At 53.5% G+C, this 14,368-nt stretch carries 8 protein-coding genes; 3 read left to right on the top strand and 5 right to left on the bottom strand.

The annotated features are described in order from the left end of the window. The first annotated feature begins 5 nt into the window (after window positions 1-5). The 3 genes from Q2J34_RS01005 (at window position 6) to Q2J34_RS00995 (ending at window position 7,134) form a co-directional block, all read left to right on the top strand. Window positions 6-965, top strand: a complete 960-nt coding sequence (locus Q2J34_RS01005; protein ID WP_300969058.1) for a FimB/Mfa2 family fimbrial subunit — start codon at window positions 6-8, stop codon at window positions 963-965. A gap of 36 nt (window positions 966-1,001) precedes the next feature. Then, entirely contained in the window at window positions 1,002-2,471 is a 1,470-nt protein-coding gene (locus tag Q2J34_RS01000; RefSeq protein WP_300969057.1) for a hypothetical protein, read from the top strand. 76 nt (window positions 2,472-2,547) lie between these two features. Further along, on the top strand, window positions 2,548-7,134 hold the full coding sequence (locus Q2J34_RS00995; protein ID WP_300969056.1) for a hypothetical protein: 4,587 nt from the start codon (window positions 2,548-2,550) through the stop codon (window positions 7,132-7,134). A 1,359-nt stretch (window positions 7,135-8,493) separates the two neighbouring features. Here the strand turns inward: Q2J34_RS00995 and Q2J34_RS00990 are convergent. The 5 genes from Q2J34_RS00990 to Q2J34_RS00970 form a co-directional block, all read right to left on the bottom strand. Further along, window positions 8,494-9,588, bottom strand: a complete 1,095-nt coding sequence (locus Q2J34_RS00990) for a 3-dehydroquinate synthase (RefSeq protein ID WP_300969055.1) — start codon at window positions 9,586-9,588, stop codon at window positions 8,494-8,496. 25 nt (window positions 9,589-9,613) lie between these two features. Then, complete coding sequence (gene alaS, locus Q2J34_RS00985) at window positions 9,614-12,232, bottom strand: alanine--tRNA ligase (RefSeq protein WP_300969054.1); 2,619 nt, start codon at window positions 12,230-12,232, stop codon at window positions 9,614-9,616. A gap of 175 nt (window positions 12,233-12,407) precedes the next feature. Continuing rightward, window positions 12,408-12,632 carry a hypothetical protein gene (locus tag Q2J34_RS00980; protein WP_300969053.1) on the bottom strand — a complete coding sequence of 75 codons (225 nt, stop codon included), beginning with the start codon at window positions 12,630-12,632 and terminating at the stop codon, window positions 12,408-12,410. A 43-nt stretch (window positions 12,633-12,675) separates the two neighbouring features. After that, complete coding sequence (locus Q2J34_RS00975) at window positions 12,676-13,662, bottom strand: DUF4296 domain-containing protein (RefSeq protein ID WP_300969052.1); 987 nt, start codon at window positions 13,660-13,662, stop codon at window positions 12,676-12,678. Window positions 13,663-13,677: 15 nt separating this feature from the next. Then, entirely contained in the window at window positions 13,678-14,358 is a 681-nt protein-coding gene (locus tag Q2J34_RS00970) for a lipoprotein signal peptidase (RefSeq protein ID WP_300969051.1), read from the bottom strand. Window positions 14,359-14,368: the final 10 nt, after the last annotated feature.

Below are 14,368 nucleotides of genomic sequence, written 5' to 3'. Positions count from 1 at the left end.
ATCTTATGAAGCGACACACTATATATAGTATACTCCTGCTGCCTCTCCTCGTCTTATCACTCGTCAGTTGTGATAAGCTCGTATATGATCGAGGCGAGTGCCCCACGATACTGGTCTTCACACCCTATATGCAGACACCCTGTATGTCTGACTCAGCTTACATAGGCAAGGCGGGCTATATGGACATCGTCATCAGTATCCCCTCATCTGGAGAGATCATCGCATACAAGCATCTAGAGCCAGCCGACCTGACGGCTGCCACAGCCATAGAGATCCCTGTACCGAACGAGTGCACGGAGACCTATCGCTACACCATCTGGGTGGGTGCTACTCCCCAGCACTACACCATGAGTGACCTAGCACCAGCCTCGGGCAATAAGCATCCCGACTGCCGCCTAGCACTTCAGCTCAACGAGCAAGATAGACACATGGGATTACTGCCCGAGCCACTCTACTTTGCCACAGACACTGTCGTATGTCCTAAGCCTCGAGGTGGTATCACGACAAGAATTCCCGTTGCGCCAAACTTAACGCGCTACAGCAACGACTTTGATATATCTCTTACCGAGCTACCCAGCAAAATCATCTATCCGCTCCATATAGAGATCGAGGACAACAACGCTGCTTACGACTTCATGGGTCAGCTGACCAATCCCACCAAGCATGTCATCTATCAGGCGCCACTACCCAACGAGGGTACGACGCGCAGCACCCGCCTGAGCACGCTACGACTAGATGACCCGAAGACAAAGCCCCAGCTGAGTCTCGTGCGCTCCGATACGGGTGCTAAGATCTTTACCTACGATCTCAAGAAGCTGCTCGCCAAGACGAACGACTTCCGCCCCGAGTGTCAGTTTGAGTACGACATAGAGATACGCCTCAAGAGCCTGCCCGATAACACGCACTACGGTGTGGAGATTCTCATCAATGGCTGGATGGTACACTCCTACGAGATAGTCCTCTAAGTTCACTATACTACACACCAACGTTGTCACATCACTATGAATAGACTACGACACACCCATATATATACGTTCCTCCTCGTCTTGGGGGCGCTCCTCACCTGCGCTAGCTGTGTGCGGGACTACAACAGTCTCGGGGAGGAGGATGACGGTAACAAGTACCTCTCACTGACGTTCTCGCTAGCTCCTAGTGGCAACGATGAGCTACGTATGCAAGGCGATGACTATAGCATCAACTCCGACAAGACGAATCGTGAGGACTATGTGAACGATCTGCGCATCTTCCTGATCCAAGACGGAATAATCAAGAAGAACGTCTTCTTTACCAATCTAGCTCCGAGACCCGCATACGATTATAGCACAGGTTCAGAAGATGAAGGTATCAGCTATAACTATAAAAGTGGCAAGGCTCAGATCACCTTCCGACTCACAGATTCGGAGCTAGGCTACTACGACCTCGTTGTCGTAGCCAATGAGGGAGCTTATATGAATCGTCAGTCCCTTAACCCAGGCCCAATTCCCCCAGAGCAGAAGCCTTACGACAGAGAGTTTGAAAGAGAGGAGGAGGCTGACGCTGCACTTAGGAAAGCACTAAGAGAGGCACAGACGCTAGATGACCTCAAGAAGATTCGCATCCCCGTCACGAGACGTTACTGTGATACGCATCAAGGAAGACGCTATAATCAGAGCAATCCATATATAGATGTCATCTCTCCGATGACTGCTGAGTATGAGCATGTAGACTTCACCGAGGGGGGTACCAAGGACCATCCGCGCCAGATCCAGCTCCCTAATCCTTATGGTCGTACGACAGGTATTGAACTCTTGCGCACCTTTGCCAAGGTCGAGTTAATCTACAAGAAGTGTATATGGCTCTCTTGGGATGAAAATGGAAAAGAGGAACTGAAATGGATAGGCCCTTGGAGATTTCAGCACCCCTATGGACCTCATATTTATGATATGCCTAAGGATGTCAGTCTCTTCCCTATACAGGACTACTCTAGTGCTCAGGATACCGTGTCTAGCTTCCTCGGTAGAGAGTCTGATCAATATATGGCACGTACAGGTCCACAGAAACGCTTTATCATTGGCTATGACAAAATAGCTGAAAAGGTTCGGAAAGAGGGTGTACCTATGGGTGGTGGCTACCTGCTGGACTATAGGATGTACTTCTATATCCCCGAGAAGCTCGTGCCCGAGGGACCTGATGAGACTGTGAAGCCTCTTTACCTATGGTTTATATGGTATCATTATAGTGGCTTCCGTCCGTGGTTGGATATAGCTTCGAACAATCATCAGTTACGAGCCGAGACAAAATGCTACTTTGATGTCCTAAATATCAAGAATCGTGAGAACAATAAGGACAGGGGCGAAGACTACGTAAAGCGTATTCCAGGCTCGTTTGATCCATCAGACAAGAGTGTCTACCGCAATCGTCTCTACAAGATAACGCTGACCCCACAGGATGTACAACCACCCGCAGGCAATGGCGAAGCCTTTGATGAGTAGAGGCAAGCTCGCAACTATCGCATCTATACAGATACACTCACTATCAAGAAACCTCACCTATAAACAGATATAGGCTATGAAGCAATACAACAGCACGACACTAGTGCGCACTATATGGAGTCTCCTCCTCGTCATCTCTGCGCTCTGCCTGATACCTACCACGGCAGAGGCGCAGCTTAGTGTTCGCTCCACAACTCGCGCCACTATTAAGGGATTCCGTGGAGGAACTGGTCAAGTAAGGCTAACCCTCTCTAGAGGTAAAGCTCCTTACACAGTCAAGTTGACAGCATACCCTGCAGAGTACGAAGGTCAGCAGACCTTGTTTACAAGTCAGAAGGAAGAGACCATTATCTACAATCTCCCTAAAGGACGCTACACGCTGCAGGTCTCAGATGCCAATGGCTCTGTGGAGACAGTAAGCAGCTCTGTCCGTGAGGTAGGGGTAGGTCTTAATGAGTTCCACGTTAATGCGAAATGGTCTCAGCTACACACCTCTCAGGCAAATCCGTCGCGTTGGCTCTCCACAAGAATTTTTGACCGTGATAAAGGAATAGTCCCACGCTACTACTCTTCTGAGATAGACTCTATAGCTAAGTACTTTGATATTGCCATATGTGTCTCTTATGACTACTACTATGGCTATATGAAGGGTCAGGATAATCTCAACTGGCTGGACTTAAAAGAAGCTAAAAAGGCTCCCACATTTGAAGGTACCTATGGCTGTTGGCTCGTTCAGGATCCTGTTTATGATAATAATGGCAAGCCAACTGGACAGACAGTCGAGAGGTCACATCTATTTGTCAAAGTGCCAGACGACTCGCCCTCTCCTGATGAGCTCTATTACAACGCTCAGTTTGCTTTACCTCTCGGTGATAAAGTAAAGATAGGTATAGCTATTCGTGTGAAAGGATCAACGGACCCCAAAAACTCGGACTATTCTAATGCACAATACCTTTTTGATACAAAAGAGTCAGCCGATCCAAATCCTTGGATTGAAATGGTTGGAGATGGTAAAGACGAACCCTGTGAGTATAAACCGACCTTCGCTCTAAAGAAAGATGTTGTTGAGGAAATGAACTTGCAATTTCCTGTCAAGGTGAAGAGTCGTCGTACTGAAATAACCTTTACCGATAGGAACGACACAACTCCCAAAGATCTCGGTGTCTTATACTACAATAGCGACAACAGGATCTATATGAGGGATGCAAGTGGTAAGGAATCCTCTATGGGCTTCAGACCTGGTAAGCCTGCAACTGGTTTCGCAGAGAAGTTCCTCCAGGGGCATTGGTACTACTCCGATTCAAAGCCTGAGCGGATGTGGGATGAGGAGTCTGGATGGCGTGATGATCCCGAGGCGGATGGCCCTGGCGTGAGAGATTATTGTACTGGAGAGGTGCGGATGGTCCCCGCCTTGTCGCTACAGGAGGTGCATTTCGATAAGCCTTTTAAGACTGAATTTGCTCAAGCAGAGGTCACGCTTGTGTCCGCGCCTCGGGCGTATGAGCCTCAGAATGATTACTTCCCGAAGGTTGGAAAAACTATTGAGGTCTCGGGAGACTACGAGAGTGCTTTGTTCTTCCCATTTCCTAGCGCTTCGGCACCAGCACACAATCCCTATATGAAGCCCTACTTTGATGTCAAGGTACCCGAGGGCAAATACGAATTTGAAGTATCTTTCTTCACCCTCTGCGGTGAGTGGGAAACTCAAACCGTCGAACTTAATGTCAACTATCAATCAGTAAAGTATGAGATTGCTGACGATGCTAAGGACTTAAAGCCTCAGCAGTTCGAGAAGGTCGACTGCAAGACGATGCGTGTCTACCCCTTCCGTGGAGCGAAGTCTCGTAAGATACTACTGCTTAATGGTAAGCCAATCAGAGTCTATGCACGCGTCGTACAGGAGACTAGACCCGAGGATCATCCAATGCAATATGTGAACACGATTGCGACTGGCTCTACCGACTTTGATCCTGACAATGTGTATGATCGAAGCCCTGAGGACTGCTATGTAGAGTTGCCTTGGACCAGCTCTAATATTGAGATCCAGTACAACTACAAGCGTAGCTGGGGAGACATTTTACCTTGTATTGACAAATTAGGGGTCAAGTTCACCGTCGAGGCGACGCCGCCTACCTATGATCTGGAGCACCTCTACACCTATATCTGTAAGAGCGGTGAGACTGCCTATGTATCGGTACTACCAATCCATACGGTAGGTGCTACCCTCGTAGAGCTCAGAGATGTCAAGGATAAAAACAAGCTCTACGCAAGTGAGACGCTCCCCGCGACGAAGCAAGGTAGTTCAGTTGAATTGAAGCTCACTGGCGATAAGATTCAGCCTGAGTATAGTCTCTACATTAGGACAGGCACAGATAAGTGTCCTCTAGACAATGGTGGTGAGATCATCAAGATGAACGATCTGCGAGGCTCTTCTTTCATCATTGGTGCTGCTTATACCAAGTATTGCGTGGGGGATACTATTAAGCTAGAGTGCCCACCCATTACGCCTGAGTCTGAGTACACTTGGACACAGCCAGATGGAACGGAGTATCCTGGTCGCAAGGTCACCGTTGGTGTCGCGGACTTGTCGCTCTCTGGAGAGTGGCAGCTCAAAGTCACAGCGGTGCCGTGCGATGGCACACCAGCACCGCAGGAGGTGCCCTTCATCTTGTCTGTCGCTCCACCCGAGCTATGGTGGCGTAGCGATGCCAAGTCTGCAGACTGGAACTCTTTTGATAACTGGGCCGACAAGGAGGGTAAACCAGCTAATGCTATCCCTGCTAAGTGTACCGATGTACACCTCCCTGCAGTGGTTGACAAATTCTATCCTAACTTAGACCCAAAGAAGACGATCCGAGAGCCACTCGGAGAGCCTGTGTGCAACGATATCTACTTCCACTTCGGCTCTGCGTTAGGTCAGCCTCAGCTACTGACTGAGTACTCGCGAGCCTTTATCGACTACAACTTTGGTAAGATGGGTAATGGTGGACCTATCCAAGCGCTCAAGGATCCTAAGCATCCGGGTGCTTACGATCGTCTCCTAGAGCGGGATCGCTGGTATATGATCTCTACACCACTCAAGAATGTCTACACTGGAGACTTCTCTCTAGCTGGCTACCCACTCACCTATCAGCGCTACCTCAAGGTAAAGTTTTATGGAGAAAGACCTAAAGAGGCTTCCTTCGACATCCCAATGAACAAGCTGGGACGTCCTATGGTAGCTTACAATCACGCTTTAGCATACAAGGTGGAGGGTTACCACCCTGGCAAGAAAGGCGCTGACGACCATAAGAACCTCGATGGGCTAGATGGTATCATCCGCTTGCCCTACTATGAGAACAAGGAGCGTGCGCCCTACTATCCACTACACCGCTATTACAAGAACTGGTATTGGTATACCTATGATGAGGATAAGAAGGAGGGAAAGGTAACAGCCGTACGACCTGAGCCGAGATCCTACTTCGCCTACTTTGACGTAAACACGTTAAAGCCAGTTACTAAGGTGGACTCAGTCAAGAGAGATACAAAACTAGACTACCGCTTCCTCTTTGAGGATGACAAGACCAATGCGATAGGTAGGACTAGAGCATCGACAGGGGAGCCTGCTGGTCAAGGGTCTGACCTAGACTGGGTCGAAGAGGAGATAGAGGGCTACACGATGAAGCTCACCTCCAGCTCCAAGTCTTATAAGTATGTTATCGTGGGTAACCCGTTCATGAGCCCCATAAGCTCTGATCAGTTCTTTGAGGTGAACAGGAATAACATCACAAAAAGTATCTATATATTCACCGATGGTGCTTGGCGCTACTATGGTCAGCAAATATTTGGGGATACGAGCGATGATGCACTCAAAACGATTCCACCATTGCAAGCCTTTATGGTTATGCTTAGGTTAGATGGCACTCCCAATGTTTACTTCCCTACTGCACCAAAGTACTCAGTGCTTGTAGATCCCAACAGCACAGACGGACGCGGTGCGGAGCTACGCAGTACGGACGAGGGGTCGAGCAAGGAACCCGAGCGGTATGTCGCGGTGAAGGTCACAGATGCCGAGGGTGGCTATACCTCTGCGGTACTGCTACCCGAAGATACGGAAGAGTCAATCCCTGCGATGATGGCACCGGAGGGCATGCAGACAGCTCCGCTTGTCTACTTCATCAGCCCGACCGATAGCAGCTGCAACTTCGTACAGACCAATGTGCCTAGTGCCGTGGTCGAGCTAGGAGTCTTTGCGCCGACCGATGGTATGCTCACGCTAGACTTCACGACGTTGGCGGAGAAGCCTTTTGACAAGCTGGCACTCTACGATCGTCTGCGAGGCACCGAGCAGAACTTGCTCGCCAACCCGACCTACAGCTACGGCTATAGCGAGCGTGACGGACGTCGCTTCGAGCTACGTATGTCGTACGGCAACATCCGCTACGACGAGCAGCAGGATCACCAGGCTGAGCTAGCCATCGAGCGCACCGCTACGGGCTATCGTATCTCCTACGATCAGGGCATAGCTAGCTATCAGCTATACAGCGTACAGGGCTATCTACTAGAGCGTGCCACGACCGATGGTCAGACGCAGGTAGATATTGAGATGCCCGAGACGGACGTCGTACTACTCGAAGTACAGTCCGCCGATGGTCTCCGCTGGATCAAGAAGCTCCAGCGATAAGGACGCTCGTCGTCGCATATAAATAGCGTAATCGGGGTAGTCCTCCTAGTGAGAGCTACCCCGATTGCTGTATCATAGCCACTAAGGTGGGGGAGCCTCGATAAAATAGATAGACGGTGCAAAGGTAGTACGACAGCTCATCGAGACAGAGCTCAGGTGCACTCAGCGTCGCTCTGTAATCTGCAAGCGTATCAACAGCCCCTAAGGAGACTGTTGACTTTTGCAACAGTCTCTCTCTAAGGGGGAGCGACGCACTCCGAGAAACGCACCGTCGGGGTGGGGGCTCCCACCGTAGGGGTGGACCTGTGTGTCCGCCCGTCCTCACCTGAGCGCAGTCTATTCTGTGGGCGGACACGCAGGTCCGCCCCTACACAAGCTACGTCAGCACAACAATTCCACTCATCAAACGCTGTAGCACCAGTAGCATAATAGAATGACGCACACAGAAGGACCTCGCAGAGGTCCGACGAATCATAGCCGTGGGTCGAAGGGGCAAAGCCCCGAACGCCCCACGGACGCTAGACGTCACCTGATTTATCGACCCTTTGTGGGTCGGACTAGACGAATCTACAGCTCCAGTCCGACCTCCTGCCAGGGGTGGTCGTCCCCCATTTATACGCCCCTGTGTCCCCCAGTCGTTCGGAGCTTTGCTCCTTCGACTGGGGGCTATGATTCGTCCGACCGCAAGCGGTCGCTCTGCAATCGTTATATGTCGGCTAGATCGACAACGGACGCACAGATCGTGCGTCCCTACAGAAGTCGTATCAAAGCAAAACGTTGCCGTGTAGGGACGCACGATCTGTGCGTCCGTTGTGTCAAAGCGAGACGAGTAGCGATGTGTAGGGGCGGACCACATCAACACGACAACTTCACCCATCAAACGCTGTAGCACCAGTAGCATAATAGAATGACGCACACAGAAGGACCTCGCAGAGGTCCGACGAATCATAGCCGTGGGTCGAAGGGGCAAAGCCCCGAACGACCCACGGACGCTAGACGCCTCCTGATTTATCGACCCCTTGTGGGTCGGACTAAACGAATCTACAGCTCTAGTCCGACCTCCCGCCAGGGGAGGTCGTTTCCCCCTTATACGCACCTATGTCCCCCCCAGTCGTTCGGAGCTTTGCTCCTTCGACTGGGGGCTATGATTCGTCCGACCGCAAGCGGTCGCTCTGCAATCGTTATATGTCGGCTAGATCGACAACGGACGCACAGATCGTGCGTCCCTACAGGGAGTCGTCTTGCCGTGAGTCCCCTGCTAGGCGACGTGGGGGGACGGAGTAATGCTTTGATGGGGACGGACGCCCTCCGGCTAGACACTAGCCGTGCGTCCCTACAACGGGGTACACGTCTGGTTGCTTACAGCATCGTGTCTTGGTAGTAGTCGAGCGCCTCGGTGATGTCGAGGGGAGCGTTCTGTAGTTCGTGGACTTGACCGATGGCCGAGAGAGCGACGGTGGTGATGCGCTGGGCGTCGCTATTCTTCTTGTCGTGGAGCATCAGTTCCCTGAGCGCATCGTAGTCTCGGCAGGTGATGGCGAGCGGACGGTATAGCTCCTGCACTACGGCGAGCAACTGATGTAGCACCTCCTTGGGGAAGCCTAGCTTGACGTGCGAGAGGTAAAGCTCGGGAACAAGTCCCAGAGCCACCGCCTCGCCATGTAGCAAAGGCGTGTCGCTGTGCTGATGGCTCCACGCCTCAAAGGCATGTCCGAAGGTGTGCCCTAGGTTAAGCTGGTGACGAAGTCCCTGATCTAGACGATCCTGCGCCACGATGTCGAGTTTGAACTGCACTGCCTCACGAATGAGCGGGGTGAGTTGCTCTAAGGAGAGCGGTTGCTCGGGCAGCACCTGCAGCAGCCGACGCCACAGGTCGGGACTAACGAGTAGGCCATACTTGATCAGCTCGCCACAGCCTGAGCGTAGCTCCTCCTCTGGGAGGCTCTCCAGCCAAGCTGTGTCGCAGAGCGTCAGCGTGGTCGCTTCATTGGCAAAAGCTCCGAGCAGATTCTTGACACCCGCAAAGTTGACCCCGCATTTGCCCCCCACAGCTGCGTCTGCCATGGCGAGGAGCGTCGTGGGGAGTAGGACGAGCGAGACACCCCGCATATAGATCTGAGCGAGGAAGCCGACGGCGTCGCTCACGGCTCCACCGCCCAGTGCGATGAGGGTAGCTCCACGCGTGGCGCCCTGCTCAAGGAGCCAGCGCGCCATCTCGGCGATGCCCTCCAGGCTCTTCGCCTCCTCAGGGTCGTTGATCAGATAGCGAGGTAGCTCCGTCAGCTCGGGATAGCTCTTCGCTATTAGCTCTTGGCTCAGGTGCCACACCCTCGCATCTGCCAGTAGGTAGTAGCTCTCGGGCTTGCCTTGGCGGAGCAACTCCCGCAGGTAGTCGCCCATCAGGTTGCCTACGAGTACCCTCGACTGGGTGGAGATGAAGGCTAGGGGTGGCATCTGGTTTAGCTGTTTGGTCTAGCTGCTAAATCAGCGAGACGATATGGTCTATGGCAGCTTGTAGCCCCTCGGGGTTGCGTCCGCCAGCCGTCGCAAAGTGTGGCTGACCACCGCCACCGCCCTTGATGAGGGAGGCGACCTCCTTGATCAGCTTGCTAGCGTTGAGCCCCTTGTCGACAAGGTCTGGCGAGAGGATCACTGTGAGGGTACACTTGCCCTCCTCGGCAGCACCGATGAGTGCTAGGTAAGAGCCTTGTAGTCGCTCGCGAATGGTGCCAGCGACATCCTTAGCTACATCGCTACTCATTGGCTTATTGACGGTGACGATGGTTGTCTCGCCATGCTTCGTCTGATCGGCCAAAGCCTGTAGCGCTATCTGCTCTGCCTGAGCCTTGGTGTACTGCTCGATAGCCTTGCGCTGCTCGGCACCCTCGGCAATCAGTCGGTCTAGCGCCTTGAGCGGATCGGGCACATTGTTGAGCCTCTCGTTGAAGAGCTGTAACTGCTCCTCTAGATGGTGCACATACTCCTCCGCCTTGGGCCCCGTGACCGCCTCGATACGTCTGATGCCGGCGGCAATAGAACCCTCGCTGATGATCTTGAAAAAGCCTATCTGCCCCGTGCTAGCCACGTGGGTACCACCGCATAGCTCGACCGAGTCACCATACTTGATGACACGCACCTCATCGCCATACTTCTCGCCAAAGAGTGCCATAGCACCCATCTCCTTAGCCTTGGCGATCGGCACATTACGCTGCTCATCACGAGGCCTATCGGCACGGATCTCCGCATTGACCAGACGCTCCACCTCGGCAATCTCTTCGGGAGTGACCTTCTTGAAGTGAGAGAAGTCAAAGCGTAGCAGGTCTGCCGATACGAGCGAACCCTTTTGCTCTACATGAGTGCCGAGCACGGCTCTCAGTGCGTGGTGCATCAGGTGTGTCGCCGTATGGTTTGCCTCCGTGAGGTGACGCAGCTCAGCCCCGACACGCGCGATGAGCGGCTGCTTAGGATCTGTGGGGAGGGCCGAGAGGATATGGACGGTGAGGTTGTTCTCCCGCTTGGTGTCTAGGATTGGGTACTCGGTGCCGTCCTGAGCGATCAGCACGCCCTTGTCGCCCACCTGACCACCCATCTCAGCGTAGAAGGGAGTCTCAGCCAGCACCACCTGATAGTAGCTGCGCTTCTTGTCAGCCACCTTGCGGTAGCGCAGGATATGCGTCTCGATCTGGAGCGTCTCGTAGCCTACGAAGGTGCTCTCGGTGGTCTCCTCATCGAGGACCACCCAGTCGGCAGCATCAACGGCGGCCGCCTGACGGGCACGACTCTTCTGCTCCTGCATCAGTTTGTCAAAAGCGACCTGATCGAGCGTCATGCCACGCTCCGACAGGATCAACTCCGTGAGGTCTAGTGGGAAGCCGTAGGTGTCGTACAGGACGAAAGCGTCGGCACCTGACAGAACTTTTGCGTCCTGGGGTAGCTCTTGGATTTTGCTCTCCAGAAGCTTAAGTCCCTGAGCAAGGGTGCGTAGGAAGCTCTCCTCCTCCTCTTTGATCACCGAAGCGATCAGTTCGCGCTGAGCCACGATCTCGGGATAAGCTTCGCCCATCACCTCATTGAGCGTGGGTAGGAGCGTGTAGAGCATCGGCTCATCGGCATGGAGGAAGGTGTAGGCGTAGCGCACGGCACGACGTAGGATACGACGGATCACGTAGCCCGCCTTAGCATTGCTCGGGAGCTGTCCGTCGGCGATAGCAAAAGCGATCGTACGGATGTGGTCAGCGACGACACGCATGGCGATATCCATCTGCTCGTTCTGACCATACTGCTCCCCGCTGAGTGTCTCGATGGCACGGATCAGAGGGGTGAAAAGGTCGGTGTCGTAGTTCGACTTCTTGCCCTGCATAGCCATACAGAGACGCTCGAAGCCCATGCCAGTATCGATCACCTTGTGGGGTAGAGGCTCTAGATGTCCGTCAGCCTTGCGGTCGTACTGCATGAAGACGAGGTTCCAGATCTCGATGACTAGTGGGTGATCCTTGTTGACTAGATCACGACCGCAGACGAGCTGACGCTCCTCCTCGCTACGCAGGTCAATGTGTATCTCGGAGCAAGGACCGCAAGGACCCGTGTCACCCATCTCCCAGAAGTTGTCCTTGCGAGAGCCGTCGATGATACGATCCTCCGTGGTGTACTGAAGCCAGTAGCCTGCCGCCTCGTCGTCACGGCTCAGTCCCTCCTCGGCACTGCCGCCGAAGACGGTCACGTAGAGCCGATCCTTGGGTAGCTGGAGACGCTCCGTGAGGAAAGTCCAGGCAAACTGGATCGCCTCGCGCTTGAAGTAGTCGCCAAAGGACCAGTTGCCCAGCATCTCAAACATGGTGTGGTGGTAGGTATCGCGTCCTACCTCCTCGAGGTCGTTGTGCTTACCGCTCACGCGGAGACACTTTTGCGAGTCTGCTGCACGACGATACTGAGGCTCTTTATTGCCCAGGATGATATCCTTAAATTGGTTCATCCCGGCATTGGTAAACATGAGCGTGGGGTCGTCCTTGATCACCATCGGTGCCGAGGGTACAATGCGGTGCCCGTGCTCCTCAAAGAAGTCGAGAAAGGCTTTTCGTATATCGTGTGCTGTCATCATAATCTATAGAGCATGCTATGCTAATACTTAATACGATACAAAGGTACGAAATTAGAGGTTAGGGGGAGGAGAGATTAGAGGTTAGAGGTTAGAGTCTAGTTTCTAGTGGCTCTAGTGTTTTTAGTGGCTCTAGCTAATAGCCAACAGCTAACAGCCAATAGCCAACCACCAACCGCTACTCGTGGCGCAGTAGGTAGTGGTGCCCCTCGTCCTCGATGAGGCTCCACGTGCCTGAGTAGTAGAGCGTGTGCGGCGGTTCGTCGTGATGCCAGGGCGTTAGCTCGACGCCTCGCTCACGATCGTGGTAGGTGAGTAGTACGGAGTGGAGCAGTTCGCCACGGTAACGTAGCTGTCGGAGGGCGATCCGCTCGCCTGCGTGGAGGATGATCTGTCGTGCCATCGGTCTGCTGCTGAGCTTGCTACATAGGGGCTATGCGTAGCTCCTAGCGAGCGACTATGCGCAGCTCTTGTAGCCTGAAGTGCAGTGACTGCGTACTCAGATAGTCTGACGGCTGGCTGTAAATAGAGATCGAGATGGTATCGCCCACGGAGAAATGCGGAGCGGTGCGTACAGACTCTTTGCGTGGTCTGCTCACGGGGAGATCGCCGACAACACTACCTGTCGGGTCACTCGACATGAGATCCGTCAAACTACTTGAGATGCTATCCATATAGCTTGTAGGCTCTGGCTCCTCCGTAGGCTCTGACGCATTCTCTGGAGTAGCTGACCCTAGGGTTAGCGAGAAGACCCCTCCGATAGGCAGCTGCATTGACGCACTCTCCATAGCTAGGGGCGGAGGCGTGGCGTCGAGCTGCTTGGATATGGCGATGTAGGGCATCTGGAACTCTTCGGGTAATCGCGTACCGCTGACGAGTCCCTGTATCTCTATCTGATGAATGGTATCGGGGAGGTTGGGAATGTCTGCGAGAGCCACCTTCCAGAGGTAGCTGCTCTGCTCCTTGCTGATGCGGATAGGATAGGTCGAGAGCGGGGTGACACGACACGAGAGTGAGTCGGGTAGTGGTGAGTAGAAGTTGCCCTCGTCACCCTCCAGACCAACCTTGAAGAAGCCTGTCGTGCGTTCCAGTATCTCGACCTCTCGCTGTATGCTGGCGGAGGACTGGGCGATGATCTTCTGAAGCAGCTTTGCTTTCGAAGCTGAGAGGTAGTAGATGGTGCTGTCTAGATCCTCTTGAGATACGCCGTGCGACTTGAGTATGGAGGCGTAGATCGAGTCTTGCTGGTCGGAGCTTAGGTAGAGCGTCTGACCTACGCCACGAGCTGTGTATAGCTCCGTGAGTAGCTGCTCGAGCTTATCATTTGGTATGCGTTGCCACGAGCGTCTTTTGCAGCCACTCCCGAGTAGGAGTAGCAGCATGCTTAGTAGCCCAAACTTGAGCAAAGAGACCTTGACGCTGTAAGCCCGCATAACTTGTGAGGTTGCTTACTTAGCTCGCTGACTTGCGTGCCGGCGCTTGCCACGCAGGTAGATCCAGAGGCGATCAAGAGCCCGTGTCGTGGTACGTGGATAGCAGATGAGTAGTGCCAGCACGCCTACGGTGATGCAACTGTCGGCGATGTTGAAGATGGGGCTGAAGAAGGTATACGCCGACCCACCGCCTATCGGGAACCACTCAGGCAGCACTGTCGTGAAGAGGGGAAAGTAGAGCATATCGACCACATGCCCCTCAAACCACGGGGCGTACCCCACAGCTCCAGCGGTGGTAGGGACAAACTGCGCCACCTGTCCGATGGAGGAGGTGAAGAGTTGTCCGTAGAGGAGTGAGTCGATGAGATTGCCAATGCCTCCCGCCAGCACCAGCCCTATGATGCAGCAGAAGCTCAGCGAGTAGTGGCGAGACTGCCGGACGAAGCGTGTGAGCCAAACGGCTAGTCCAGCCATGGCTATGATGCGGAAGGCGGTCAGGAGGAGCTTGCTGCCTAGCTCCACACCGTAAGCCATGCCACGGTTCTCTACAAAGTAGATGCGAAACCAGTCAAAGATATGATACTCCTGACCGACGTACATGTGTGTCTTGATCCAGATCTTGACAACCTGATCTATGACAATGAGGAGCAGAATGAGCCCTGCGACAATCCAATGGCGCTGGCTAGTACGAGTCATAAAGGAGACG

The organism is Porphyromonas vaginalis (assembly GCF_958301595.1).
Classification (GTDB): Bacteria; Bacteroidota; Bacteroidia; order Bacteroidales; family Porphyromonadaceae; genus Porphyromonas; species Porphyromonas vaginalis.
Note: the sequence above shows the minus strand (reverse complement) of the source record. Positions and strands in the feature narration are given on the sequence as shown.

What these genes read in the sequence shown, in the direction of transcription:
- Q2J34_RS01005 (WP_300969058.1), top strand. Translation starts at nt 6, where the DNA reads ATGAAGCGACACACTATATATAGTATACTCCTGCTGCCTCTCCTCGTC.
- Q2J34_RS01000 (WP_300969057.1), top strand. Translation starts at nt 1,002, where the DNA reads ATGAATAGACTACGACACACCCATATATATACGTTCCTCCTCGTCTTG.
- Q2J34_RS00995 (WP_300969056.1), top strand. Translation starts at nt 2,548, where the DNA reads ATGAAGCAATACAACAGCACGACACTAGTGCGCACTATATGGAGTCTC.
- Q2J34_RS00990 (WP_300969055.1), bottom strand. Translation starts at nt 9,588, where the DNA reads ATGCCACCCCTAGCCTTCATCTCCACCCAGTCGAGGGTACTCGTAGGC.
- alaS (WP_300969054.1), bottom strand. Translation starts at nt 12,232, where the DNA reads ATGATGACAGCACACGATATACGAAAAGCCTTTCTCGACTTCTTTGAG.
- Q2J34_RS00980 (WP_300969053.1), bottom strand. Translation starts at nt 12,632, where the DNA reads ATGGCACGACAGATCATCCTCCACGCAGGCGAGCGGATCGCCCTCCGA.
- Q2J34_RS00975 (WP_300969052.1), bottom strand. Translation starts at nt 13,662, where the DNA reads ATGCGGGCTTACAGCGTCAAGGTCTCTTTGCTCAAGTTTGGGCTACTA.
- Q2J34_RS00970 (WP_300969051.1), bottom strand. Translation starts at nt 14,358, where the DNA reads ATGACTCGTACTAGCCAGCGCCATTGGATTGTCGCAGGGCTCATTCTG.